At 68.2% G+C, this 23,675-nt stretch carries 24 protein-coding genes; 10 read left to right on the forward strand and 14 right to left on the reverse strand.

The window, feature by feature from the left end; genetic code table 11:
- Nucleotides 1–2 precede the first annotated feature (2 nt).
- From EV137_RS22315 to EV137_RS22335, 5 genes are read right to left on the reverse strand one after another with little or no spacing between them, the layout of a single operon-like run.
- Nucleotides 3–1,256, reverse strand: a complete 1,254-nt coding sequence (locus EV137_RS22315; RefSeq protein WP_134130594.1) for an ROK family transcriptional regulator — start codon at nucleotides 1,254–1,256, stop codon at nucleotides 3–5.
- A gap of 3 nt (nucleotides 1,257–1,259) precedes the next feature.
- Entirely contained in the window at nucleotides 1,260–3,707 is a 2,448-nt protein-coding gene (locus EV137_RS22320; protein WP_238175488.1) for a beta-galactosidase, read from the reverse strand.
- On the reverse strand, nucleotides 3,704–4,633 hold the full coding sequence (locus tag EV137_RS22325; protein ID WP_134003269.1) for a carbohydrate ABC transporter permease: 930 nt from the start codon (nucleotides 4,631–4,633) through the stop codon (nucleotides 3,704–3,706). The genes EV137_RS22320 and EV137_RS22325 overlap by 4 nt, the downstream gene beginning before the upstream one ends.
- Nucleotides 4,633–5,520, reverse strand: coding sequence for a carbohydrate ABC transporter permease (locus EV137_RS22330; RefSeq protein ID WP_133787217.1), 888 nt, complete (start codon nucleotides 5,518–5,520; stop codon nucleotides 4,633–4,635). The genes EV137_RS22325 and EV137_RS22330 overlap by 1 nt, the downstream gene beginning before the upstream one ends.
- A complete protein-coding gene (locus EV137_RS22335) occupies nucleotides 5,520–6,824 on the reverse strand; it encodes an ABC transporter substrate-binding protein (RefSeq protein ID WP_134130595.1) in 1,305 nt (434 codons plus the stop codon). The genes EV137_RS22330 and EV137_RS22335 overlap by 1 nt, the downstream gene beginning before the upstream one ends.
- 209 nt (nucleotides 6,825–7,033) lie before the next feature.
- Between EV137_RS22335 and EV137_RS22340 the strand changes: the two genes are divergently transcribed.
- A complete protein-coding gene (locus EV137_RS22340; RefSeq protein WP_134130596.1) occupies nucleotides 7,034–7,990 on the forward strand; it encodes an asparaginase in 957 nt (318 codons plus the stop codon).
- A gap of 67 nt (nucleotides 7,991–8,057) precedes the next feature.
- The gene (locus EV137_RS22345; RefSeq protein ID WP_134130597.1) at nucleotides 8,058–9,218 is read left to right on the forward strand and encodes an FAD-dependent oxidoreductase; all 1,161 of its coding nucleotides are present in this window, start codon (nucleotides 8,058–8,060) and stop codon (nucleotides 9,216–9,218) included.
- Here the strand turns inward: EV137_RS22345 and EV137_RS22350 are convergent.
- A complete protein-coding gene (locus tag EV137_RS22350; RefSeq protein ID WP_134003277.1) occupies nucleotides 9,186–9,821 on the reverse strand; it encodes a TetR/AcrR family transcriptional regulator in 636 nt (211 codons plus the stop codon). The genes EV137_RS22345 and EV137_RS22350 overlap by 33 nt on opposite strands.
- Nucleotides 9,822–10,087: 266 nt before the next feature.
- Here EV137_RS22350 and typA point away from each other — a divergent pair, with 266 nt between their 5' ends.
- From typA to EV137_RS22365, 3 genes are all read left to right on the forward strand, one after another.
- A complete protein-coding gene (gene typA, locus EV137_RS22355) occupies nucleotides 10,088–11,950 on the forward strand; it encodes a translational GTPase TypA (RefSeq protein WP_133787222.1) in 1,863 nt (620 codons plus the stop codon).
- Between the two features lie 2 nt (nucleotides 11,951–11,952).
- On the forward strand, nucleotides 11,953–13,605 hold the full coding sequence (locus EV137_RS22360) for a glutamate--tRNA ligase (protein ID WP_134130598.1): 1,653 nt from the start codon (nucleotides 11,953–11,955) through the stop codon (nucleotides 13,603–13,605).
- Nucleotides 13,606–13,788: 183 nt separating this feature from the next.
- Nucleotides 13,789–14,379: a L,D-transpeptidase gene (locus tag EV137_RS22365; protein WP_134130599.1), complete on the forward strand. Its 591-nt coding sequence runs from the start codon at nucleotides 13,789–13,791 to the stop codon at nucleotides 14,377–14,379.
- Nucleotides 14,380–14,406: 27 nt separating this feature from the next.
- On the opposite strand, the gene EV137_RS22370 is transcribed toward EV137_RS22365, so the two are convergent.
- Complete coding sequence (locus EV137_RS22370; RefSeq protein WP_134130600.1) at nucleotides 14,407–14,910, reverse strand: macro domain-containing protein; 504 nt, start codon at nucleotides 14,908–14,910, stop codon at nucleotides 14,407–14,409.
- A gap of 92 nt (nucleotides 14,911–15,002) precedes the next feature.
- Between EV137_RS22370 and EV137_RS22375 the strand changes: the two genes are divergently transcribed.
- On the forward strand, nucleotides 15,003–15,794 hold the full coding sequence (locus EV137_RS22375; protein WP_134130601.1) for a L,D-transpeptidase family protein: 792 nt from the start codon (nucleotides 15,003–15,005) through the stop codon (nucleotides 15,792–15,794).
- Between the two features lie 3 nt (nucleotides 15,795–15,797).
- Here EV137_RS22375 and EV137_RS22380 read toward each other — a convergent pair whose 3' ends face one another.
- The 6 genes from EV137_RS22380 to EV137_RS22405 all read right to left on the reverse strand — a co-directional run bounded on the left by EV137_RS22380 (nucleotide 15,798) and on the right by EV137_RS22405 (nucleotide 19,919).
- Nucleotides 15,798–16,142, reverse strand: coding sequence for a DUF2516 family protein (locus EV137_RS22380; protein WP_134130602.1), 345 nt, complete (start codon nucleotides 16,140–16,142; stop codon nucleotides 15,798–15,800).
- Nucleotides 16,143–16,263: 121 nt separating this feature from the next.
- Nucleotides 16,264–16,809: a hypothetical protein gene (locus EV137_RS22385; protein ID WP_134130603.1), complete on the reverse strand. Its 546-nt coding sequence runs from the start codon at nucleotides 16,807–16,809 to the stop codon at nucleotides 16,264–16,266.
- A 34-nt stretch (nucleotides 16,810–16,843) separates the two neighbouring features.
- Nucleotides 16,844–17,272, reverse strand: coding sequence for a helix-turn-helix domain-containing protein (locus tag EV137_RS22390; protein ID WP_134003289.1), 429 nt, complete (start codon nucleotides 17,270–17,272; stop codon nucleotides 16,844–16,846).
- An 81-nt stretch (nucleotides 17,273–17,353) separates the two neighbouring features.
- Nucleotides 17,354–18,103: an SDR family NAD(P)-dependent oxidoreductase gene (locus EV137_RS22395; RefSeq protein ID WP_134003291.1), complete on the reverse strand. Its 750-nt coding sequence runs from the start codon at nucleotides 18,101–18,103 to the stop codon at nucleotides 17,354–17,356.
- Complete coding sequence (locus tag EV137_RS22400; protein WP_134130604.1) at nucleotides 18,100–19,095, reverse strand: hypothetical protein; 996 nt, start codon at nucleotides 19,093–19,095, stop codon at nucleotides 18,100–18,102. Before EV137_RS22400 ends, EV137_RS22395 begins: the two co-directional genes overlap by 4 nt.
- A gap of 80 nt (nucleotides 19,096–19,175) precedes the next feature.
- A complete protein-coding gene (locus tag EV137_RS22405) occupies nucleotides 19,176–19,919 on the reverse strand; it encodes an SDR family oxidoreductase (RefSeq protein ID WP_134130605.1) in 744 nt (247 codons plus the stop codon).
- Between the two features lie 103 nt (nucleotides 19,920–20,022).
- On the opposite strand from EV137_RS22405, the gene EV137_RS22410 reads away from it, so the two are divergent.
- From EV137_RS22410 to EV137_RS22425, 4 genes are read left to right on the forward strand one after another with little or no spacing between them, the layout of a single operon-like run.
- Nucleotides 20,023–20,901, forward strand: a complete 879-nt coding sequence (locus EV137_RS22410; RefSeq protein ID WP_134130606.1) for a helix-turn-helix domain-containing protein — start codon at nucleotides 20,023–20,025, stop codon at nucleotides 20,899–20,901.
- 43 nt (nucleotides 20,902–20,944) lie between these two features.
- Nucleotides 20,945–22,195: a D-inositol-3-phosphate glycosyltransferase gene (mshA, locus tag EV137_RS22415; protein WP_134130887.1), complete on the forward strand. Its 1,251-nt coding sequence runs from the start codon at nucleotides 20,945–20,947 to the stop codon at nucleotides 22,193–22,195.
- A complete protein-coding gene (locus tag EV137_RS22420; protein WP_134003299.1) occupies nucleotides 22,192–22,680 on the forward strand; it encodes a type III secretion system chaperone family protein in 489 nt (162 codons plus the stop codon). Before mshA ends, EV137_RS22420 begins: the two co-directional genes overlap by 4 nt.
- Nucleotides 22,681–22,689: 9 nt before the next feature.
- Entirely contained in the window at nucleotides 22,690–23,436 is a 747-nt protein-coding gene (locus EV137_RS22425; protein WP_133787231.1) for a phosphoglyceromutase, read from the forward strand.
- On the opposite strand, the gene EV137_RS22430 is transcribed toward EV137_RS22425, so the two are convergent.
- The gene (locus EV137_RS22430; protein WP_134003301.1) at nucleotides 23,417–23,653 is read right to left on the reverse strand and encodes a hypothetical protein; all 237 of its coding nucleotides are present in this window, start codon (nucleotides 23,651–23,653) and stop codon (nucleotides 23,417–23,419) included. The two genes, EV137_RS22425 and EV137_RS22430, sit on opposite strands and share 20 nt — an antisense overlap.
- Nucleotides 23,654–23,675 lie beyond the last annotated feature (22 nt).

A 23,675-nucleotide genomic window follows, 5' to 3' on the forward strand; every position in this document is an offset into this window, starting at 1 on the left:
AACTAGACGGGTGAGCGGAGGCGGCGGCCAGGGGACGGGATGCTGGCGGGGCTGGCCAGGCCCAGAGTGCCCAGGAACCGTTCGAGGCTGAACGCGGCCATGCCGAGCGCGACCGGATTGCCGGGAACGCGGGACGCCTCGACGGTGAGGTTGGGCAGGGACCCCGGCAGGACGTGATCCGGCAGCTCTGCGCGGACCGCGGGGATCAGCCAGTCGCCCAAGGCCGCTGTGGTCCACCCGGTCAGCGTGATGTGCGCGATGTTCAGCAAATTCACCAGGTCGCCGAGCGACGCCGCCAGGTAGTGAGAGGTACGGCGGGCAAGCTCGTCCAGCGCACTGTCACCACGCGCCAGCCCGTCGGCGACGGCATCCACGAACCCGCGCTGCTGCGGCTCCCGCAGCGCGGCATGATCCTGGTCGATCTCCGACAGTGTGGTCTGCAGTCCCTGCACGCCCAGGTACGCCTCGACGCAGCCGAGCCGGCCGCACCGGCAGCGCCGGCCGTCCAGCTGGAGCAAGGTGTGGCCCCACTCGCCCGCGTTGTTCGCCTCCCCGCGGAGCAGGGACCTGTCGATCACGATGCCGGCGCCGACCCCGGTGCCGAGATTGACCACCGCCATGCTCTTGGTCACCCGGCCGACGCCGAACCACAGTTCCGACAGCGCGACGGCCTTCAGCGGGTTGTCGACGTACACCGGCAGGCCGAGGCGTTCCGCGAGCAACGCCTCGATCGTGACGTCGTGCCAGTCCCAGTTCGGTGCGAAGACCGAAACCCCGGCGTCCGGCCGGACCTGGCCGGGCATGCTCACGCCGGCGCCGATGATCTGGTCGCGCTTGATGCCGTCCGCCCCGACCGCCGCGTCGACGGCCCGGACGATGCCGTCGACGACGTACGCCGGTCCGCTCTCGTGCTCGTCGAGCGCGACCTGATGCTGTGCGAGCGGCTGGAGAGTGACGTCGTACACCGTGGCGTCGACGTACGTCTCGGCCACGTCGATGCCGAGGATGCGGCCGCGGTCGGGGTCGATCGTCAGCCGCTCGTACGGGCGGCCGACCGTGTTCTGCTCGACCGTCGCGATCCGCAGCACACCCTCGGCCAGGAACTGCGTGACGAGGGTGGCGACGGTCGCCGGGCTCAACCCCGTGCGCCGCGAGATCTCCTGCCTGGTGGACGGCCCCAGGGCGAACAGTGCGTGCAGCACCTCGAACCGGCTCTCGTTGCGCAGGTCACGAGACGTCTGCCGCGGCACGTTCATCCCCTAGGTGTTCTCGATCCGTACTGCCTGAAGCTCCGGCCTGGCCGGTCCGTCGACGCCCCGCACCAGCAGCGTCAGTCCGGACCATCCCGGCGGGATCCACAGTACGTCGGGATCGCCGCCCGAGAACGCCGGCCGGTCACCGAGCCAGACGCGTCCGAGACACTCCCCGCCGGCCCAGCCGGTGATCCGGACCTGAGTCCCCTCCGGCCGCACCAGCACCCCATTCTCCAACGTTGGAAGCTCCACGTCGAGCCAGGCCTCCTCGCCTGGCGCGAGGGTCAGCGGGAGCTCGATCTCGGGCCCGGACTCGCGGCGGAGCGCGAACGCGGTCAGCAGTTCGTCGTCCTGTACGGCGCAGGTCCAGTCCAGGATCGGGCCCAGTATGAGCAGCTCGGCACGGAGACCGCCGCCGCTCGGATTGTGCGGAACGGTGACGGAGATCTGCTGGGTCCCCGCGGGCAGGATCACCCACGGGTCCTCGGAGTGGACAGTGAGTGGCCGGCCGTCGTCCACAGTCACGGAGACGGGTTCGCGAACGCCTTCCAGATGCAGGGCCGCGGGCGTTTCCGTGTGGAGCTGGCGCGTGTAGGTGATCGGCGTGCCGACGCGCGTGCTGCTCCAGCCGGTCAGGCTCCGCAGCGGGGCCGGCTCGCCGGCCCAGTGCCCGTGGACTGTCCAGAGTGCCGAGATGTCGCGCGTCTCGATGACGGTCCACAGTGACCCGAGGCCGCGCAGCGCGCCGAGCCGCAGGGACGGCAGCCGGGTGTCGTCGAAGTTCGCGTGGCCCCAGATCTCGACGGTTGCCTGGATCTGTCCGGTGAGCCCGCGGACGTCGATGCGTTCCGTCGCACCGAAGGCCGCCAGCGTGTGGACGCGACCGCCGATCGACAGGTCCACGATGTCCGCGGCGCCCACGAGCAGCAGGTCGCCGGTCAGATCGGTGGTCGTCGTGTAGGTTCCGCGCCCGCGGTAGACGCCGAGAGACTCCAGCGTCGGCGGGAGCTCGTGAGTCCCCGCCGGCGTCGAGGGCGCGGCCGACGTACGTCGCCGGACGGTCACCGCATCGGAGACCTCGGAGACCTCGGGAACGTCGGTCTCCGGTTGCGGCTCGACGGTGACCACGACACCTTCGACGATCCGCGACGACCCGACCGGGATCTCCTCCGTGGTGCTGCCGATGACCACAGTCACCGGCACGGAGGAGCAGAACAGCAGGCCCTGCTTCGTGTCCATCAGGTCGGCCGATGCCAGCCGGAGCGTGGTGTCGCCGAGCGGCAGGTCGAGCACCATCAGCGGGCACGAGTCCGCCGCCACCGCGACCGGGATTCCCGCGACGATCGCCTGTCCGTCCTCGGCGCCGAGGTTCGGTACGGCGACCAGTCGGCCACCGCCCTCCAGGTCCAGCACCGAGTGCGACGAGCTGGTCGGAAAGTCGGTGGTCACCTTGACCGGCTCACCCAGCTTCGCCGACGCGAGCCGTGGTCCGAGCGCCTCCAGCACCCAGGCCAGCGTCTGCGCCTGAGCGAATTCCGGTCGCTCCACTCCTGTGGACGACACATATCCACCGAAGTCGTAGCCGTGGCTCATGAAGTTTCCGGGCCGGCCCCAGTTCCCGCTCGACGGGGTGTAACCGAAGTTCCATCCCGACGACTGCAGGTAGGGCGCGATCAGCGACGCGCCACTGGCCAGCAGGCGCCGCAGCGTCCGGTGCCGCCGGTTCGTCTCGGTGATCAGCAGCGGCAGCCCGCGATCAGCGAGCAGCCGTGCGTACCGCCGTACCTCTTCCTCGATGAACGGCGAGTCGTCATCGGGGTAGAAGTTGCACGCCGGTACGACGCCTTCCACGTCGCCGGTGGCGCCGAAGAGATCTCCTTGCCCGGAGCAAGCAATCAGCGGTACGCCGAGACCGTGCTTCAGCGCCTGTTGACGCAAAGCGGTGAGGTATCCGGGCCGGTCCTCGCAGTCGAAGAAGTCGAGCTCGTTCTCCAACTGGACCATGATGACGGCGCCACCGGCGCCGTACTGACGTGCGGCCAGGATCGGCAGCACCTGGTCGAACCAGTCCGTCACCTGAGCGAGGAACCGCGACTCGTTCTGCCGGACGCGCAGCGCGGGGTCCAGCCCCAGCCACGCCGGCAGCGCACCGCCGTCCCACTCCGAGCAGATGTACGGACCGGGCCGGGCGATGACGTGCAGCCCGAGCTCGAACGCGAGATCCAGGAACGCAGCGACGTCACGACGGCCCTCGAACGACCAGCGGCCGGGGGAGAGCTCGTGGAAGTTCCACGGCAGGTACACGTCGACACACGTGTAACCGGACCGGCGGACCTGCTCGAGCCGTGCCCGCCACTGCTCCGGCGGCAACCGGAAGTAGAACAGCGACGCGCACAGCAGCACCCGCGGCTCGCCGTCGATCCGGATCCCGCGCGCGTCCATTTCGACCGTCACTTGACCCCCGCACTCCCGCCGCTGATGTCCATCTCGTACAGGTACCGCTGTCCCAGGTAGTAGACCAGGATCATCGGCAAGGTGAGCAGGATCGACCCGACCATCACCAGGTTCCACGGTGGCGCCTGCAGTGCTTGCGACGTACTGGTGATGTACTGCACGCCCAGCGCCAGCGGCATCTTGGTCTCGTCGTTGAGGTAGATCAACGGGCCCATGAAATCACCCCAGGTCGCGGTCAGGGTGAAGATACCGATCGCGATCAGCACCGGGGCGAGCATCGGCAGCATGATCCGGCGGTAGATGCCGAAGAAGCCGAGGCCGTCCACCATGGCGGCCTCGTCGATCTCGCTCGGCAGCCGGGACACGAACTGCCGGACCAGGAAGACGTTGAACGCGTTGGAGAAGAAGTTCGGCACGATCAGCGGCAGGAAGGTGTTCACCCAGCCGAGTTCCTTGAACAGGATGAACTGCGGGATCATCGTGATCTGCGCCGGGATCATCATGGTCGCCAGTACGACGATGAACAGCGCGTTCTTGCCCGGCGCCCGCAACCGTGCGAACGCGTAACCGACCAGCCCGCTGGACAGCATCTGCCCGATCACCGCGCCAGTCGAGATGATCACCGAGTTCAGCAGGAACCGCTGCATCGGCAGGTCGGTGCTGAACACCCGGGTGAAGTTGTCCCAGTGGAACTCGCGGGGGAGGATCGTGAAGGTGTTCGCGTTGACGGTCTGGTCGCTGGACAGCGCGATCGACACCACGAACACCAGCGGGACACACAGCACCGCCGACACGATGATCAACGTGGCATAGGTGAACGGCGTCGCCCGGAACACGCCCATGACCCGATCGCGGCTCGGGGTCCGCTCCGGTCCCGGCTGTGGCTCCTGCTGCGGTGGTGCGGCAGCGGAGATGACGGTGGCCATCACTTCACCTCGGTCTCGTAGAACACCCAGCGCCGGGCGGTGCGGAAGGCGAGCAGCGTGAACACCAGGATGACGGCGAACAACAGCCACGACAGCGCCGACGCGTAACCCATGTGGTAGAAGGAGAACGCCTCGTTGAACAGCAGCGGAACCATCATCTGGCTGGCGTTGTCCGGCCCGCCCTTGGTCAGGATGTAGACCTGGGAGAACACCTGGAACGCGCCGATCAGCCCCATGATCAGGTTGAAGAAGATGATCGGGGTCAGCTGCGGGAAGGTGATGCTCCAGAACTGCCGGAACGCTCCCGCACCGTCCACCTCGGCCGCTTCGTAGAGCTCCCGCGGGATGCCCTTCATGGCCGCGAGTAACAGGACGGTCGCGCCGCCGGCGCCCCAGACGGACAGCAGGATCAGCGCCGGTTTCACCCAGATCGATTCCAGCAGCCACGACGGGCCCGGGATGCTGAACACCCCGAGCACGTCGTTCAGCGGGCCGGACGGGGCCAGCACCATCTTGAAGATCATCGCCGTCGCGACCAGTGGCACCAGCGTCGGCAGGTAGATCAGCGTCCGGAAAACCTTGCGGAGGCGAACCTGTTTGTTCAGCAGGTTCGCCAGCCACAGGCCGATCCCGAGGCCGAGCGGCACCGAGATCGCGGCGTAGAAGAACGTGTTCCACAACGCCTTCCAGAACACCGGATCCTCGGTCAGCAGCCGGGTGTAGTTCTCCAGCCCGACGAACTTCGGCGGGGTGAACGAGTCCCAGTCGGTCAGCGAGATGTAGATCGACGCGATCATCGGCCCGAGCAGGAACACGACGAACCCGATGATCCACGGCGACGCGAACAGGTAGAACCACAACGCCTCGCGGCGGCGTAACCTCGACATCAGGCCGGCTTGACGATGGACTCGAGTCGCTTCTGGACCGCGGTCAGCGCGGTGCGCGCGTCCTGCTTGCCCAGCCAGAAGTCGGCCAGCCCGTCGTCGAACGCCTTCTGCATCTCGTTCCAGGCCGGGATGAAGGGCGCCCGGTAGACGAAGTCGCTGGACTCGCCGAACACGTTCATGTTCACCGGCTTGGTCATCCAGGCCGGCTTCAGGAACGCCTGGCTCTTCTGCACCTCGAGGTTGGCCGGCACGTCCTGGCCGGTGGCGATGATCTGCTGCTGCGCCTCCGGCGAGGTGAAGAAGTCGATCGCCTTGAGGGCGGCATCCGGGTTCTTCGCCGTCCGGGAGACTGCCAGGCCGCTGCCGAACGCGGTCACCGCCTGCTGCTTGCCCTTCCACAGCGGCGCGATGTCCCACTCGATCTTGCTCTTCGCCAGACCGCCGATCGCCCAGAACCCGGTGGTGTTCACCGCGACCTTGCCATTGGCGAACGCCTGGTCGCCGCCGACGTCCGCGCCCATGTCGGCGTACTGCTTCTTGGTCGGTACGACGCCGTGCTTGAACACCAGGTCGCCGGTCCACTGCAACGCCTCGATCACCTCGTCGGTGGCGACCGCGGGCTTGCCGCTGTCGTCGATGATCTTGCCGCCGTTCTGGTACACGAAGCTCCACCACTGGGCCCACCAGCCGCCGCCGGCATAGCCCCACTGCTTACCCGGAACAGTCAGTTCCTTGAACGCGCCGAGCGCGTCGTCCCAGGTCCAGTCCGCGCTCGGGGCCTTGATGCCCTTGGCGTCGAACAGCGTCTTGTTGTAGTACACGATCATCGCGCCGGAGCGGTCCGGGATCGCGTAGACCTTGTCCTGGTACGAGTACAGCTTGCCGATCGAGCCGAACCGCTTCTCCAGGTCGATCCCGGCCTTCGACGCCAGGTCGTCCAGCGGCAGGAGCTGGTTCTTGCTCGAGTAGACGTTGACGCTCTCGGCCACCTGCATGATGTCGGGGCCCTTGCCGCCGGCAATCATCGTCTGGACCTTCTGCGCGTACCCGTCACCCGGGATCAGCTGCAGCGTCACCTTCAGCTCGGGGAACTTCTTGACCAGCAGGTCGATCCGCTTCTGGTACGCCGTCTTGTCGGCGTCTCCGCCCCACACCGCCATCACCAGGTTGGCGGCGGTGGCGTTACCCGACGTACTGCCCTTGGTGTCACTGTCCGCACCGCACGCGGTGAGCGTGATGACACCCGCGGCCAGACTCATCCCGAGAAATCCCCGACGCGAAACCTGCGCCTTGTCCATCGCCATCGCGCTGACCTTCCCTACGTGTTGAACCCTGAGGATTTGTGTTGATCCCTGAGGGTTTGGGTGCCGGTTAAACTAATCATTGGAATAACCCTTGGCAAGACCCCGATCCTTGAAATGCCAAACCGTGACCGGGGGCTTCTGGGGTCGGCGTGCGGGCCTGCGAGGGGAATCATTCGCAACCCGGTGTTTTGCACCTGTACAGTTCAGCCGTGACCGAACCTGTGATCCTGGCCGACGTCGTCCGTAGCGACTTCGTCGAAGGCCACCACCGCGGCTCCGTCGTCGTGACCAATCCCGACGGCACCGTCGACTGGTCCGCCGGCATCGTGGACCAGCCGATGTTTCCACGCTCGTCCAACAAGCCCATGCAGGCCCTTGGCATGCTCCGCAACGGCCTCCCGCTGACCGGCAAGCTGCTCGCGCTCGCGGGTGCCTCGCACTCCGGTGAGCAGTTCCACGTCGACGGCGTACGGCAGATCCTCGCGACCGCCGGCCTCGACGAGACTGCGTTGCAGACGCCGGTCGCGTACCCGCTGGACGACGACACCCGGGACGCCTGGGTCAAGGCCGGTCACGGCAAGGAGCGGGTCGTGATGAACTGCTCCGGCAAGCACGCCGCGATGTTGCTGACCAGCACGCTCAACGACTGGGATCTCGAGACCTACCGCTCGCCGGATCACCCGCTGCAGAAGGAGATCCGCGCCGCGATCGAGGACGCCGCGGGCGAGAAGGTCTCGTACGTCGCGATCGACGGTTGCGGCGCCCCGATCTTCGCGCTCACGCTCTCCGGCCTGGCCCGCTCATTTGGGCTGTTCGCGGCTGCGGCCGCGGACTCCCAGGAGGGGCGGATCGCCCAGGCCTTCCGCGAGTACCCGGAGTACGCCAGCGGAAGTACGCGCGACGAGGCCGAGCTGATGCGAGCCGTCAACGGCCTGTTCTGCAAGGCCGGCGCCGAGGGCGTGTACGCCGTCGGTCTCGCGGACGGCACCGGTATCGCGCTGAAGCTCGAGGACGGTACGCCGCGCGCCCGCAAGGTCGTGATGGCGGCGACCCTCCAGCGCCTCGGCATCACGAACGAGACGATCGAGAACCACCTCCACTTCGACCTCACCGGCGGAGACAACGTGGTCGGCGCAGTCCGTCCGCACGCACCGACGTTCGCCTGACCCCCCAGCCCCGTCGTTCCGGAAAGGCGGTCACCCGCGCGACACCCGGTGTTCCTAAGGTGGATGTGTGGATGCGGCGATCGTGGTCGGAGCGGGGATCGGCGGAGTGGCAGCCGCTGGGGCCTTGAGGCGGGCCGGGTGGCGCGTGCGGGTGTTGGAGAGTGCGCCCGAGCTGGGCGAGGTCGGCGCAGGCCTCGTTGTGACTGTCAACGGACAGCGGGCGGCCGAGGAGCTCGGTGCCGCGGAGCGGATCCGGCGGAGTGGGTACGACGTGCGCGCGGCCGGGACCCGGCGGTGGGACGGGAAATGGTTGCTCAAAGCGCCTGATGGTGGTGACACCGGGATGATCGGGATCCATCGGCAGCGGTTGCACCAGGCGCTGGTCGAGGCGCAGGACGCCGACCTGGTGACCGGTGCTCGGGTCACTGCGGTCGAACCCGGAGCGGTGGGTGGTGAGCGAGCCCGGGTGACGTGGGAGTCGGCGGACGGGACTCACAGTGCGCGGGCCGATCTGGTGGTCGGTGCGGACGGGATCCGCAGTACGACCAGGAACGCCTTGTTCTCCACGCGTCTGCGCTACAGCGGCTTCAGTTGCTGGCGTGCGGCGACACCCGACACCACGGTCGACGACCGGTTCGCGATGACGTGGGGGCCGCGCGCCGAGTTCGGGGCGCTGCGGATCAGCGCCGACGATGTCTATTGGTACGGGTACGTCGCGATGCCGAGCGGCCGGCCGATCGGGGACGAGGTGCGGGCGGTCCGCGAGTACTTCGCCGCGTGGGCTCCCGACGTACGGGCGTTGACCGAGACGACGGACGAGGTGATCCGGCACGACGTGTGGGTGCTGGAGCGGCCGCTGCCGCGGTACACGATCGGGCGGACCGTGCTGATCGGAGACGCGGCGCATCCGATGCTGCCGACGCTCGGGCAGGGCGCGAACTCGGCGCTCGAGGACGCGGTGACGCTCGGGCTGGTGATTCCGGCCGGTGGCGAGCTGGCGGCCGGGCTGCGGGAGTACGAGTCGCAGCGGTATCGGCGTACACAGAGGATTGTCAGCCGGTCGGCGTGGATGGGGCGGACGGGCGCGGAGGTCGGTCCGCGTGGTCAGTGGTTGCGGAACGCGATGCTGCGGATCACCCCGCCACGGGCCGCGCTCAGGAACGGCACACGGATCTTCGACTGGACTCCGCCCGGGTCATTTGGCACGCAAGCGGTCGACCGCGGGTGAGGCGATCGGAAGCGGGGCGGTCGGCGCGGGCAGGTCGTAGCCGGCGTACAGGCGGGTGCGGATCGCCTCCAGGGGGAAGGTCTCGCGGTAGATCGCGAGTTTGACGGTCACCCCCTCCAAGGTTGCTCTGAGCAACATCTCCTCGACGGCCGGGTCGGCGGCGCCGCGGGCCGCGAACACGTCGCGGATCGCGTCCTCGACCAGCGACAGGCGGCCGGATTTGGCCTGCTCGACGCGGGCGAACACGTCGTGGGTGGTCGGCTGCATCATCAGCGTGATCGCGAGCCGCTGGATCGGGAGCGTGGTCGCGGCCGCCATCAGGGCGCCGTCGATGATGCCGGCCAGTCGTTCGTCCGGAGTTCCCTGGATGTTCAGGATCCCCGCGATGCCGTCCAGCCAGCGGTCCAGGAGCTCGGCGGCCAGTTGTTCCTTGGTGGCGAAGTAGTACGAGACCAGGCCGCGGGAGACGCCCGCGGCGGCGGTGATGTCGGAGATCGACGCGGCCTCGTAGCCCTTGGCGGCGAAGGTCTCCAGCGCCGCGGACAGGATGCGTTCCCGGGAGCGCTCCCGCAGCTCCCGGTTGACGGTCGCCGATCGCGGCACTGATTCCTCTCCCGGTCGAAGCCTGAAGCGCCGGGCAACCCCCCATTCGCGTGCCCGGCGCCTCGGGCTGACCCCCCGTTGTTCCGGCCCCTCCCCAGGCGCCGTTTATAGACTGGACGTCCAGTCAACAAACGTCAAGCATCTTGCCGTTTTCTGGACACGAGCCGTGACGGGTAGACTGAAAGGGCTGCGCCCTGTGTCGAGTGGCACGTGAAACCAGCCGTAGCCACCGCCTACACACCCTCTGATGACTGGAGCGCTCCTTCATGCCTGTCCGTAACGACCTGCGCAACGTCGCGATCGTGGCCCACGTCGACCACGGGAAGACCACCCTCGTCGACGCGATGCTGTGGCAGTCCGGCGCCTTCGGAGCCCATCAGCACGTGGATGAGCGGGCGATGGACTCCGGCGACCTGGAACGTGAGAAGGGCATCACGATCCTCGCCAAGAACACCGCCGTACGGCACAAGATGGCCAACGGGGAGCAGATGACGATCAACATCATCGACACCCCCGGTCACGCCGACTTCGGCGGCGAGGTCGAGCGCGGCCTGTCGATGGTGGACGCGATCGTGCTGCTGGTGGACGCCTCCGAGGGCCCGCTGCCGCAGACCCGGTTCGTGCTCCGCAAGGCGCTGGCCCGGCAGATGCCGGTGATCCTGGTGGTCAACAAGGTCGACCGTCCGGACGCCCGGATCTCCGAGGTCGTCGACGAGACGTACGAGTTGTTCCTCGACCTGCTCGACCACGACGCCGACCAGTCCGCCCTGGACTTCCCGGTCGTCTACGCCTCGGCCCGGGCCGGCCGCGCCTCGCTGAACCAGCCCGCCGACGGCGGTATGCCGGACTCCGAGGACCTCGAGCCGCTGTTCGAGACGATTCTGAACAACGTGCCCGCCCCGGAGTACACCGAGGACGCGCCGCTGCAGGCGCACGTCACCAACCTGGACGCCTCGCCGTTCCTCGGCCGGCTCGCGCTGGTCCGGGTGCACGAGGGCACCCTGAAGAAGGGCGCGCAGGTCGCCTGGTGCCGCCACGACGGCACGATCCAGAAGGTCAAGATCACCGAGCTGCTGGTCACCGAGGCGCTCGAGCGCGTCCCCGGCGACTCGGCCGGCCCGGGTGACATCGTCGCGATCGCGGGCATTCCGGAGATCATGATCGGCGACACCCTGACCGACCCGGACAACCCCAAGCCGCTGCCGCTCATCACCGTGGACGAGCCGGCCATCTCGATGACGATCGGCACCAACACCTCGCCGCTGGCCGGCCGGACCAAGGGCACCAAGGTCACCGCCCGCCTGGTCAAGGACCGGCTCGACCGCGAGCTGGTCGGCAACGTGTCGCTGAAGGTGCTCCCGACCGAGCGCCCGGACGCGTGGGAGGTTCAGGGCCGTGGTGAGCTGGCGCTGGCCATCCTGGTCGAGCAGATGCGCCGCGAGGGCTACGAGTTGACCGTCGGCAAGCCGCAGGTGGTCACCCGCGAGATCGACGGCAAGCGGCACGAGCCGGTCGAGCGTCTGACGATCGACTGCCCGGAGGAGTACCTCGGTACCGTCACCCAGCTGCTCGCGGTCCGGAAGGGCCGGATGGAGCAGATGACCAACCACGGCACCGGCTGGGTCCGGATGGAGTTCCTGGTCCCGGCCCGCGGGCTGATCGGGTTCCGCACCGAGTTCCTCACCGACACCCGTGGTACCGGCATCGCGCACCACGTCTTCGAGGGGTACGAGCCGTGGTTCGGCGAGCTGCGTACGCGGCCGTCCGGTTCGCTCGTGTCCGACCGGGCCGGCGCGGCCACGTCGTACGCGATGATCAACCTGCAGGAGCGCGGCACCATGTTCGTGGAGCCGGCCACCGAGGTGTACGAGGGCATGATCGTCGGCGAGAACTCGCGCTCGGACGACATGGACGTCAACATCACCAAGGAAAAGAAGATGACGAACGTCCGCTCGAACGCCGACGAGTTCGAGAAGCTGGTGCCGGCCCGCAAGCTGTCGCTGGAGCAGTCGCTGGAGTTCTGCCGCGAGGACGAGTGCGTCGAGGTCACGCCGGACGCGATCCGGATGCGCAAGGTCGCCCTCACCCAGATCGAGCGCGCCAAGCTCGGCCGTAAGTCGAAGAGCTGATGATGCTGGAGCGTGCCGTGATCGACGGGCTGTTCCCGAGTGACCTCCCCGAGCCGCAGTACTGGGAGGACCGGTATCCGCAGCGGGAGCTGCCCGAGGGGGCGAAGGTCACGCGGCTCGGCCCGTCGCCGACCGGGTTCATCCACATCGGCGGCGTGTACGTCGGGATGATCGACCGCGACATCTCGTCGAACACCGGCGGGGTGTACCTGGTCCGCGTCGAGGACACCGACCAGTCGCGGGAGGTCGAGGGCGCGCTCGAGCAGTTCGCGCGGGCGTTCGAGTACTTCGGTATCAGCTCCGACGAGGACAAGGACCACGGCGCGTACGGGCCGTACCTGCAGTCCGAGCGCGAGCAGATCTACCTGACCTACGTGCGGCACCTGCTCCGGCAGGGCAAGGCGTACCTGTGCTTCGCGACGAAGGACGAGCTCGCCGACATCACCTCCCGCCAGCAGGCGTCCAAGGTCCCGACCGGGTACTACGGCAAGTGGGCGACCTGGCGCGACGCGGACCCGTCCGCCGTCGCGGCCAAGCTCGCGGAGGGTGCGCCGTACGTCGTGCGCTTCCGGACGCCGGATGACGCCGACGGGCAGCGGACCAGCTTCGTCGACGCGATCCGCGGGCGGCTCGAGCACGAGGCGAATCGCAACGACGCGGTCATCCTGAAGGCGTCGGACCAGTCGCCGCGACTCCCGACGTACCACTTCGCGCACGCGGTCGACGACCACCTGATGCGGGTGAACCTGGTGATCCGCGGCGACGAGTGGATCTCCTCGGTGCCGCTGCATCAGCAGCTGTTCGCGGCGCTGGAGTTCGAGCCGATCACCTACGCGCACATCGCGCCGCTGATGAAGCAGATCCCGGGCGGCAAGCGCAAGCTGTCGAAGCGCAAGGATCCCGAGGCGGGCGTCGACTTCTACATCGGCGCCGGCTACCCGGCCGACGCGGTCCTGTACTACCTGCGCGGCCTGGCCAACGGACGGCTCGCGGAGCTGCCGCTGGCGGAGGCCCTGACGACGCCGATCGACCTCAGCCTGTGCGGGGTCGCCGGTCCGTTGGTCGACCTGGTGAAGCTCGAGGACATCAGCGCCGACCACATCGCGACGCTGAGTGGACAGCAGATCCTCGACGCGGTGCGCGCCTGGGCCGTGGAGTACGACGCGGAACTCGTTCCCGTGCTCGACAAAGAGAAGGACCTCGCGCTGCGGGCGCTCGCGGTCGAGCGCGACGGCGTCGAGAACCCGCGCAAGGACCTGCGGAAGTGGTCGGACTTCCGGCCGGCGTACGGCTTCTTCTTCACCGAGCTGTTCGTCCCGGTGGACGGGCCGGCCGACGAGCGGCTGGTTCTGCTCGGCGTCGCGGCGGACGTCGTCACGGCGTTTGCGGCGGATCTCGTGGCGAACTACGAGCATCTCGGCGACCCGCAGGCGTGGTTCGACCAGATCCGTACTCTCGCCGGTAAGCACCGGTTCGCGCCCAACGCCAAGGAGTACAAGAAGGATCCGGAGGCGTACGTCGGCTCGATCCGCGAGGCCTCGCAGCTCGTGCGCGTCGCGATCACCGGCGCCACCCGCAGCCCCGATCTGCACGCGACCGCGCAGGCGCTCGGAGCTCCTGAGGTCCTGCGCCGGTTGCGCGCGCTGGCCTCGTAGAGCACGAACTGGAAACGGTGGCTGACGGAGCGTGCCCTGGGCTCCGTCGGTGTGATACACCATTGCTCGGCCACTGGTGGGGCAGAGGTCGGGGGAAGAAAGTTTTGATTCGTTACCAACCAGACGTGAAGTACCGACGTCTGTTCTTGTGGAAGCACTCTTTGGGGGAAGGACAAGGGAAACATGGGGATTCTGCGTAAGATCGGCGCTACCCTGACGGCCGCCGCGTTCGTGGGCGTCGGCGCTCTGTCGGCGACCACTTCGGCCGAGGCCGCGCCTCAGGTTACGGCGTCGGCGCAGAAGTCGACGACGGCTCCGGCTCCGGTGGGTCTGCCGCCGAAGGCGGCGGTCAAGACCACCGCTGCGACGTCCACGAGCAAGCTCATCGCCAAGTACAGGATCGACCGGCGGTGCCTGACCAAGGGCCGGGTCCTCTGCATCAACAAGAAGACCCGCAAGCTGGTGTACGTCGTGAACGGCAAGCCGATCCAGGTCATGGACGTCCGGTTCGGCGCGATGAAGACGCCGACCCGCAGCGGCGTCTTCAAGGTCTACCGCAAGTCGAAGAACCACGTCTCGTCGCTGTACCACTCGAAGATGCCGTACGCGATGTTCTTCAGCGGCGGTCAGGCCGTCCACTACTCGTCGGACTTCAAGGCCCGTGGCTACAACGGCGCCTCGCACGGCTGCGTGAACGTCCGCGACAAGAAGAAGATCGCCTGGGTGTTCTCCCGGGTGCACGTCGGCGACAAGGTTGTCGTCTACAGCAAGTGAGCTGAATTTCGGGCAGCGGCCGGGGAACTACTCCCCGGCCGCTGTCGCGTTCCGGAACGCCTCGTACAGTCGCGGCTCCACCAGACAGAAGGTGCCCTGGGCAACATTGGTCGGCGTACGTCGCAACGTCTGGACGGCGATGTCCGCGGCGGACTGTGCGGGCCACCCGTAGATCCCCGCCGAGACCGCGGGCAGCGTCATCGTCCGTACGCCGAGCTCGTCCGCGATCCGCAGCGCGTTGCGGTAGCACGACTCGAGCAGCGCCGGATCCCGTTGTCCCGCGGTGTAGTTCGGCCCGACCACATGGATCACGTACGTCGCCGGTAGTGCGCCGGCCGTGGTCCACACCGCCGTACCCGTGGGAGTGCCGTTCGGGTACCGCTCGATGAGCTCCGCGAGGATCTCGCGGCCGCCCGCCCGGTGGATCGCCCCGTCGACACCACCACCGCCGCGCAAGGCGTGATGAGCGGCGTTCACGATCGCGTCCGCGGGCACCGTCGTGATGTCCGCCGTGCTGAGTGCGATCTCCATGTGGAGTTCCCTCCGGTACGCTGAGGGGCCAACCGAAACGTCAGTGGGGACGTCCTACAAGTGTAGGAACGGGGCGACCGAAGGGGTGTCCGATGCGCGGGCTGTTGATTCGCAAGGTGCTGAGCGGGCTGGTTGCGGGAGGCGCGATTGCTGCACTCCTGAGTTCCGGAACGACTGCGACCGCGGCCACGCAGGACCTGAAGACGGTGCCGTTCGAGGTCAGCGGGGAGCTGCCGATCTACCCGAAGGCGCTGTGGAAGAACGGCTCCAGCGGGACGAACGTCCGCAAGGTCGAGGCGCGGCTGGTGCAGCTGAAGCTGCTCGAGAAGCGCTACCTGGACAACGAGTTCGGGACCATGACCCGGTCCGCGGTGAAGAAGTTCCAGAAGTCGAAGGGCATTCCCCAGCTCGGGTATCTCGACCAGTTCACCTGGGACCAGTTGGTGAAGGTCACGCATGAGCCGACCCAGACAGAGCTGTACCCGCCGGTGCCAGTGGTGAACGGCAAGAAGCTCGACGCGCGCTGCGCGACCGGGGTGGCGCTGTGCATCGACAAGACCACCCGCAAGCTGCGGTACGTCGTCGACGGTGTGGTGAAGATGCAGATGGACGTCCGGTTCGGCGCAGTGAAGACCGCGACCCGGGAAGGCAGCTTCACGGTCGGCTGGAAGAGCCGGAACCACGTCTCGAAGCTGTACGACTCGGCGATGCCGTACGCGATGTTCTTCAGCGGCGGCCAGGCCGTGCACTACTCGTCGGACTTCGCGGCCCGCGGGTACAACGGCGCGTCCCACGGCTGCGTGAACGTCCGCGACCTGGCCAAGATCAAGGTCCTCTTCGGCGAGGTCCACGTCGGCGACAAGGTCATCGTCTACCGCTCGTAGTTCTTACAGCGGGCGAGGGCCTCGGCGGCGGCGGATGGCGCCCCAGCCGCCGCGGCCACGGCCGGTGGCGGCGCGGAGAGCGGGACGGGCGTCCACCAGGTACACGGCGGAGGCGACGATGCCGATCAGGCCGAAGAAGCTCAGCCAGCCCTGGAACACCTGACTCAGCGTGAACACCACCAGGATCAGCACCCAGCCTGGCTTGGTGAGCTTGTCGGCGGCGATGAACACCGCCCGTGGCCGAAAGACCGCGTCGGCGAGCGCGACCAGCTTGATCGCAAGCAGCACCCACCAGACGACCGACAGCGGATCGTCGAACCCGGGGATCAGGCTCCGGAAGGTGATCATGCTACGAGCCTAACCGACAGACCGGGCGGCCCACCTCTGCTCAGTCGCAGCTGTGGACCGCCCGGTCCCAGGATTCACCCGGAGGTGGGTGAGTCATTACTGTCTGTCGTGACCAGGAAGCTCAGTCGCCGACCTTGTCCGCGGCCGACTCGGCAGCCTTGGCGGCGGCCTTCGCGGTCTTGCGGGCGCTGGTCGCGGTCGCCTTGACGTTGCGGGTCGCGCTCGTGGCGGTCTTCTTCGCGGTGGTGCGAGTGGCCTTGGCCTTGCTCACCGTGGTCTTGGCGGTGCTGACCAGGTCCTCGGTGGCCTGCTGGTGGCGGATCCGCTCGACCAGGTCCTTGCCGCGGCCGGCCAGGTCCTCGTAGGTCTCCTCGGCCTGGCCGAGGACGGTGGTGAAACCGGCCTGCGCGGTCTTCGGGAGCTCACGCAGCTTGGCCGGGGCGGTGCGCGCGTCGGCGACGATCGCCTCGAAGCGCTTGGTCAGCTCGGCCTGCGCCTTGGTCAGCTCCTTGGTGAGCCCCTGAGCGAGCTCGGTCTGCAGGTTCTTCTGGTCGAGCTTGGCGAACCGGGCGGTCACGTCCTCGCCGACGGCGCGGACCTTCTCGACCGCGAGGTCGCCGGCGCCGGCGATCGCGTAGAACGGGGTAACAGGCGTACGGGTAGCCATCAGGCTTCTCCTCGGGTGTTTTCAGCAGGTTCGTTCAGTCGGTGCTGCGTTTGCGAGCCGTGGACTTCTTCGCTGGGGGCTCTTCAGGGGTGTTCTCGCGGACGAACGACGTGTAGACGTCCAGCAGCACGCGCTTCTGGCGCTCGGTCAGTGCGGGGTCGAGCAGGACGGCGTCGACCACACCCGTGCCCTGCCGGCCGCCATCGGCGTCGTCGTCCGGATCGAGAATGCCGGCCCGTACGTAGAGGGTCTCCGCGGAGATCCGCAACGCCTTCGCGAGTTGCTGCAGTACGTCGGCCGACGGCTTCCGCAGGCCGCGCTCGATCTGGCTCAGGTACGGGTTCGACACTCCGGCCAAGTCGGACAACTGCCGCAACGACAGCTGCGCGTGCCGCCGCTGCTCGGCGAGGTACTCCCCGACGGAGCCCACCGCCCCAGCCGCCCGATCACTCAACTTGGCCATACCCTCAGTGTGCTAGCAAGCTGCTTGCAATTGCAAGCACCCACCCCGTGAGCCGCCTCACTCGTGTCCCGGGCAACTGGCTCAGGACTCGCGGTGGACCTTGTGCTGGGCGGCTTGGGCTCGGGGGCGGACCGTGATGCGGTCGATGTTGACGTGGGCTGGGCGAGTCGCGATCCAGGCGACGATGTCGGCGACGTCCTCAGAAGTCAGGGGCTCCCGTACGCCGGCGTACACGGCGTCGGCCTTGGACTGGTCGCCGTTGAAGCGGGTCAGGGCGAAGCCTTCGCTCCGGACCATGCCGGGGGCGATCTCGCTGACCCGGACCGGCTGGTCGTACAGCTCCAGGCGGAGCGTGTCGACGACGGCCTTCGCGCCGTGCTTCGCAGCGACGTACCCGCCGCCGCCCTCGTACGCGACCTGGCCGGCCGTCGACCCCATCACGATGATCGTGCCGCGCCCGGCGATCAGTGCCGGAAGCAACGACTTGGTGACCGCGGCGACCGCGATCACGTTCACCTCGTACATCCGCCGCCAGGCGTCCAGATCGGCGTCGGCCACCGGCTCCAGACCGAACGCCCCGCCGGCGTTGTTCACCAGCACCTGCAGCTCGTCCCCGACCGCCGCGGTGAGTGCGGCGACGTCCTCGGCGGACGTGACGTCGCACTGCACCGCGCGGCCGTCGATCTCCTTGGCCAGCGCCTCGATCCGGTCCAGCCGCCGCGCGGCGCAGATCACCTCGAACCCCTCACGGGCGAGGTACCGCGCCGACGCGGCCCCGATCCCGCTGCTAGCACCCGTCACCACGGCCAACCGACGATCGCTCGAAGTCATACCCCAAGTTTCTCAAAAGCCTCGGTGTGCTCGGCCGGGAGTCTCATGGGCCGTCGGGCTGACGCGATCACTCCGGCGAGCGCGACCAGACTCACCGCCAGGAACCCGCCCAGCAGACCAAGCGTCTGTACGTCGGGGTGGATCAAAGCCTGCCCGCGGAACGCCTGCACCGCCACGGTGATCATCACGCCGGTGTACCCGAACGCCGCGACGCCGACCAGGCGGTGGCGGACGCGCTCCGGCCGCAGCCACTCGACCCGCGCGGCCAGCACGCTCAGCGCGAGGACCGTCAGCAGCAGGAAGTGGATCGCGTGCAGTCCGACGAAGTGCGGGATCCGCAGGTCGCCACCGACAGTGCTCCAGTTCGTCAACGGCATACCAGGCCCGCCCACCTCGACGCCGATACCGTGGCTGCCTGCCAACGTGACCGGGTGACCGTACGCGTCCGTGACCTCTTGACGCTGACCCTGCGAGCCGACCAGGTAGAACGCGAGTGCCATACCGGCGACCGCCAGCCCGATGCCGACCCGGATTGCCCGGTTCAGCGGGGCGTCGCCGATCCGCTGGAACAGCAGCATGATCGCGACCACCAGACTGGCGCCGAACAGCCCCATGACCCCTGACATGAAGACCTTCTGCCCGACCTGGTTGAACGTGTCGGAGTTGTCGTTGAAGTGGCTGAACGTCCCGCGCGCGGCCTGTACGGCGATGAACCCGACGTCGACGATCCCGGTGATCGCGAACACGGTGCCGGTCCACCAGCCGAAGCGTTTCGCCTTACGCAGCTTGGAGAGCAGCCACGCGAGCGTCGCGCCGTACAGGACGAACGACAGGCCGAACTTGAACGGCTTGAGCCACACGGACTCGTGGAGGATCTCCCGGCCGTCGACCGCGAGACCGATGCCTGCGGTCAGGACGAGACCGGACATGACGAGCACCATCAGCATCAGCGGGCGATGCCAGGACTTCACTTCTTCGAGGACTGTACGCATGTGTTCAATGCTTTCGGCGGACGGCCCGGACCACAGTGGGCCGAGTCCGCCAATGGGGGTGGACGTAGACCCACCAAACGTCACGCCTGGCGGGTCGGTAGCGCGATGATCTGGCGGAGGTTGACCTCCCGCCGCCGGCTCACCGTGAACGTGACGACGTCGGCGATGTCCTCCGCGTGCAGCGCGCCGATCTGCTCGTTCATCGAGGCGATCAGCTCCTGACCCGGGGCGTCCAGGTGCGTCGCCAGTTCGGTGTCGGTCAGCCCGGGCTCGAGGTTCGTCACGCGGACGTCGTACGGCGAGAGGTCGGCGCGCAACGATGCGGACAGGTGCGTCAGCGCTGCCTTCGTCGCGCCGTAGACGGCGTACCCGGGGAAGACGACGTGCGCCCCGATCGACGAGATGTTCACCAGGTCGGCGGTGCGCCCCGCCTCGGCTGCCGCGATCAGGTCGGGTGTGAAGGCCCGGACCAGTCGCAGTACGCCGGTCAGGTTGGTGTCGATCATCCGGGTCCAGTCGTCGAGGCGCCCGTCCGCGATCGGCGCGGCCAGCATCACGCCCGCGGCATTCACGACCAGGTCGACGCTGCCGAGCCGCTCGTGGATCCGTGCGACTCCGGCGTCCGCGGAGTCCTGCGAGGTGACGTTCAGGCCGACGCCGAAGGTCCGCGGTCCGAGCTTGCCGGCCAGGTCGTCGAGGCGGTCCTGCCGCCGCGCGACCAGCGCGACCGCGGCGCCGGCCTCGGCCAGTTGGGTGGCGATCGCGGCCCCGATACCGCTCGCGGCGCCGGTGACCACTGCCTTGCGAATCTGTAGATCAGTCATGTCACCGATCGTGGAGCGGTCGCGGAGGCTTACCCAGTGGTCTGCTGAGCCTGGTTCTGCCAGGACCAGGTTGCGGTTCCGGGCGGCCTGGATACTGGAGGGCATGGATCGTCGCGCGGAGCTGACCGAGTTCCTCACCTCACGCCGTGCGCGGGTGCGGCCCGAGGACCTCGGCATCAAGGTGTACGGCGGGCGACGCCGAGTCCCCGGCCTGCGCCGCGAGGAGCTCGCCCAGGCGGCCGGCGTCAGCGCCGACTACTACGTCCGCCTCGAACAGGGCCGCGCCGAGAACGTGTCCCAGGAGATCCTGGACGCCGTCGCCGACGTCCTCAAGTTGACCGAGGACGAGCAGAAACACCTTGCTCTGCTGGCGAAACCGGCTCGTCGGCGGGCGAAACGGCGTACGGCGCAGCGGATGCGACCCGGCCTGCAACGGCTGCTCGACTCGATGACCGACGTACCGGCGTTCGTCCTCGGTCGCCGGATGGACGTCCTGGGGTGGAACCGGCTCGCCGCGGCCCTGATCGCGGACTTCGACAGCATGGACCCCAAGGACCGCAACATTCCGCGGATGGTCTTCCTCGATCCGGCGTCGCGCGACTTCTACCCGGACTGGGACGCGGTCGCGGAGGAGACCGTCGGCTACCTGCGGCTGTACGCCGGCCGCTACCCGGACGACCCGGAACTCGCCGAGCTGATCGGGGAACTGTCCATCCGGAGTCCTGAGTTCCGCGTGCTGTGGGCACGGCACGACGTGAAGGACAAGACCTTCGGGACGAAGACGCAGCACCACTCACTCGTCGGCGACATCACCGTGGGGTACGAGACCCTGCAGCCTCCCGGCGAGCCGGACCAGCTGCTGGTCACCTACACCGTCGATCCCGGGTCGCCGTCCGAGCAGAATCTGCGGCTGCTGGCCAGCTGGACGGCGGCGGATAGGGAGAAGTCCCGATTCCCGGCCGAAGCCCCGGAGTTACCCTGACCGGGTGACCGATTCCCCCGACCGTCCACTCCGGCGGGTTGCGATGATCAGCCTGCACACCTCACCGCTCGACCAGCCGGGGACCGGGGACGCCGGCGGGATGAACGTGTACGTCGTGGAGCTCTCCAAGCAACTGGCCGGCCTGGGGATCGAGGTCGACGTCTTCACCCGGGCGACCGCCTCGGCACTGCCGGCCCGGGTCGAGCTGATGCCCGGCGTGATGGTCCGCAACGTCGCCGCCGGCCCGTACGAGGGCCTGACGAAGAACGAGCTCCCCGCCCAGTTGTGCACGTTCGCCCGTGCCGTCCTGCGCGCCGAGGCGATCCACGAGCCCGGCTGGTACGACGTGATCCACTCGCACTACTGGTTGTCCGGCCAGGTCGGCCTGCTCGCCCGCGATCGTTGGGCGGTCCCACTGGTCCACACCATGCACACGATGGCCAAGGTGAAGAACGCCAGCCTCGCGGACGACGACGTACCCGAGCCGCCCGCGCGGCTGATCGGTGAGGAGCAGGTCGTCGAGGCCGCGGATCGGCTGCTGGCCAACACCGACGACGAGGCCCGCGAGCTGATCGACCTGTACGGCGCCCGGCCCGCGAAGGTCGGGGTGGTGAATCCGGGGGTCGATCTGGAGCTCTTCAGTCCCGGCTCGCAGATGGCCGCGCGACAGGAGGTCGGGTTGCCGGCCGATGCCGTCGTACTGGCGTTCGTCGGCCGGATCCAGCCGTTGAAGGCGCCCGATCTGCTGATCCGGGCGGCGGCGCGGATGCTCGAGCGGGACCCGTCGCTGCGGTCGCGGCTGGTGGTCGCGATCATCGGCGGGCCGTCGGGCAACGGGATGGAGCACCCGGAGTCGCACGCCGAGCTGGCGCGGGCGCTCGGGATCGACGACGTGACCCGGTTCGTGAAGCCGATGGAGCGCGCTCGGCTGGCCGACTGGTACCGGGCGGCGTCCGTCGTGTGTGTCCCGTCGTACTCGGAGTCCTTCGGGCTGGTCGCGCTGGAGGCCCAGGCCTGCGGTACGCCGGTGGTCGCGGCGGCTGTCGGCGGTCTGAGTACGGCGGTGCTGGACGGGCGGACCGGGTTCCTGGTGCGCGGGCACGCGGTGGACGACTTCGCCGACGCGCTGGCGCGGATCGCGACGGATCCGGCCGTCCGCGAGAGCATGAGCCACGCGGCGGTCGGGCACGCACGGGGGTTCGGCTGGGAGCTGACCGCGCGGAAGACGCTGGCGGCGTACCGGACCGCCGCGGAGACGATGGCGACGGAGATCGCCGCGGAGGTAGCCGGGTGAGAGTTTCTGCGGCGGACGTGATCCGCCAGGTGCTGACCGAGAACGAGCTCGAGTTCACCGAGAGTGAGCCGGGCGTCTTCAGCGCGGACCTGCCGGGGGAGCGGAAGCTGAAGACCACGGTCTCGCTGACGGTCGGCGCGCAGGCGGTGCAGGTGCACGCGTTCGTCGCGCGGCACCCCGACGAGAACCATGCGGCCGTGTACCGGTGGCTGCTGGAGCGGAACCTGAAGATGTACGGCGTCGCGTTCGCCGTCGACCACTTGGGTGACATCCACCTGGACGGACGGGTCCCGCTGCACGCGATCACACCTGGTGAGGTCGATCGTTTGCTCGGGGCGGTGCTGGAGTACGCCGACTCGTCGTTCAACACGATCCTCGAACTGGGGTTCGCGTCGTCGATCCGGCGTGAGTACGAATGGCGAGTGTCGCGCGGCGAGTCCACCCGGAATCTGGACGCGTTCAAGGGCTGGCTGGAGCCTCGATAGCATGCGGGTATGACCTATCGCCTGATCCTGCTCCGCCACGGCCACAGCGACTGGAACGCCAAGAACCTGTTCACCGGCTGGGTCGACGTCGACCTGAACGCCCAGGGTGTCGAGGAGGCGCACCGCGGCGGCCAGTTGCTGCTGGAGCGTGAACTGCTGCCCGACGTACTGCACACGTCGGTGCTGCGCCGCGCCATCCGTACCGCGAACATCGCGCTCGAGGAGGCCGGGCGCCAGTGGATCGACGTACGGCGCTCCTGGCGGCTGAACGAGCGGCACTACGGCGGCCTGCAGGGCAAGGACAAGAAGCAGACCCTCGAGGAGCTCGGCGAGGAGCAGTTCATGCTCTTCCGCCGCTCGTACGACACGCCGCCGCCGGCGATCGAGCGCGGCTCCGAGTACGACCAGGCCGGCGACCCGCGGTACGCCGGGCTGCCGCCGGAGATCCTGCCCGCGACCGAGTGCCTGAAGGACGTCGTCGAGCGGATGCTGCCCTACTGGTACGACGCGATCGTGCCGGACCTGCGCGCCGGCAAGACCGTCCTCGTCACCGCCCACGGCAACTCGCTCCGCGCCCTGGTCAAGCACCTCGACAACCTCGACGAGAAGACCATCGTCGGCCTGAACATCCCCACCGGTATCCCCCTGTACTACGAGCTCGACGACAACTTCAAGCCCGTCACCCCCGGCGGCGAATACCTCGACCCCGCCGCAGCCAAGGCCGCCATCGAAGCCGTCAAGAACCAGGGCCGCTGAGCTCCTCGAGGTCGAGCGTGCGGAGGTAGTCGAGCCTGTCCCGCAGCTGGGAATTCTGGGCGACTACCTCCGGACTGCCTTCGAGCAGCGCAAGCTCGGACCGCTGCAGATACTTCATGTGCTGGTCCACGGCCTCGAGATGCGCACGCAACTCGAGGCCGCTCAACGCTGACACGTCGGTGTTGACCAGGCGGTCGGTCAGGGATTCGTCGGGCATGGGGTGAAGATACGCGCCCGGC

The sequence above is a fragment of the Kribbella pratensis genome (assembly GCF_004366075.1).
Classification (GTDB): Bacteria; Actinomycetota; Actinomycetes; order Propionibacteriales; family Kribbellaceae; genus Kribbella; species Kribbella pratensis.

Bases quoted from the DNA above. Each gene is read 5' to 3' on its own strand.
- EV137_RS22315 (WP_134130594.1), bottom strand. From the start codon at position 1,256: ATGAACGTGCCGCGGCAGACGTCTCGTGACCTGCGCAACGAGAGCCGG.
- EV137_RS22325 (WP_134003269.1), bottom strand. From the start codon at position 4,633: ATGGCCACCGTCATCTCCGCTGCCGCACCACCGCAGCAGGAGCCACAG.
- EV137_RS22330 (WP_133787217.1), bottom strand. From the start codon at position 5,520: ATGTCGAGGTTACGCCGCCGCGAGGCGTTGTGGTTCTACCTGTTCGCG.
- EV137_RS22335 (WP_134130595.1), bottom strand. From the start codon at position 6,824: ATGGCGATGGACAAGGCGCAGGTTTCGCGTCGGGGATTTCTCGGGATG.
- typA (WP_133787222.1), top strand. From the start codon at position 10,088: ATGCCTGTCCGTAACGACCTGCGCAACGTCGCGATCGTGGCCCACGTC.
- EV137_RS22360 (WP_134130598.1), top strand. From the start codon at position 11,953: ATGCTGGAGCGTGCCGTGATCGACGGGCTGTTCCCGAGTGACCTCCCC.
- EV137_RS22365 (WP_134130599.1), top strand. From the start codon at position 13,789: ATGGGGATTCTGCGTAAGATCGGCGCTACCCTGACGGCCGCCGCGTTC.
- EV137_RS22370 (WP_134130600.1), bottom strand. From the start codon at position 14,910: ATGGAGATCGCACTCAGCACGGCGGACATCACGACGGTGCCCGCGGAC.
- EV137_RS22375 (WP_134130601.1), top strand. From the start codon at position 15,003: ATGCGCGGGCTGTTGATTCGCAAGGTGCTGAGCGGGCTGGTTGCGGGA.
- EV137_RS22380 (WP_134130602.1), bottom strand. From the start codon at position 16,142: ATGATCACCTTCCGGAGCCTGATCCCCGGGTTCGACGATCCGCTGTCG.
- EV137_RS22385 (WP_134130603.1), bottom strand. From the start codon at position 16,809: ATGGCTACCCGTACGCCTGTTACCCCGTTCTACGCGATCGCCGGCGCC.
- EV137_RS22390 (WP_134003289.1), bottom strand. From the start codon at position 17,272: ATGGCCAAGTTGAGTGATCGGGCGGCTGGGGCGGTGGGCTCCGTCGGG.
- EV137_RS22395 (WP_134003291.1), bottom strand. From the start codon at position 18,103: ATGACTTCGAGCGATCGTCGGTTGGCCGTGGTGACGGGTGCTAGCAGC.
- EV137_RS22400 (WP_134130604.1), bottom strand. From the start codon at position 19,095: ATGCGTACAGTCCTCGAAGAAGTGAAGTCCTGGCATCGCCCGCTGATG.
- EV137_RS22405 (WP_134130605.1), bottom strand. From the start codon at position 19,919: ATGACTGATCTACAGATTCGCAAGGCAGTGGTCACCGGCGCCGCGAGC.
- EV137_RS22410 (WP_134130606.1), top strand. From the start codon at position 20,023: ATGGATCGTCGCGCGGAGCTGACCGAGTTCCTCACCTCACGCCGTGCG.
- mshA (WP_134130887.1), top strand. From the start codon at position 20,945: ATGATCAGCCTGCACACCTCACCGCTCGACCAGCCGGGGACCGGGGAC.
- EV137_RS22425 (WP_133787231.1), top strand. From the start codon at position 22,690: ATGACCTATCGCCTGATCCTGCTCCGCCACGGCCACAGCGACTGGAAC.
- EV137_RS22430 (WP_134003301.1), bottom strand. From the start codon at position 23,653: ATGCCCGACGAATCCCTGACCGACCGCCTGGTCAACACCGACGTGTCA.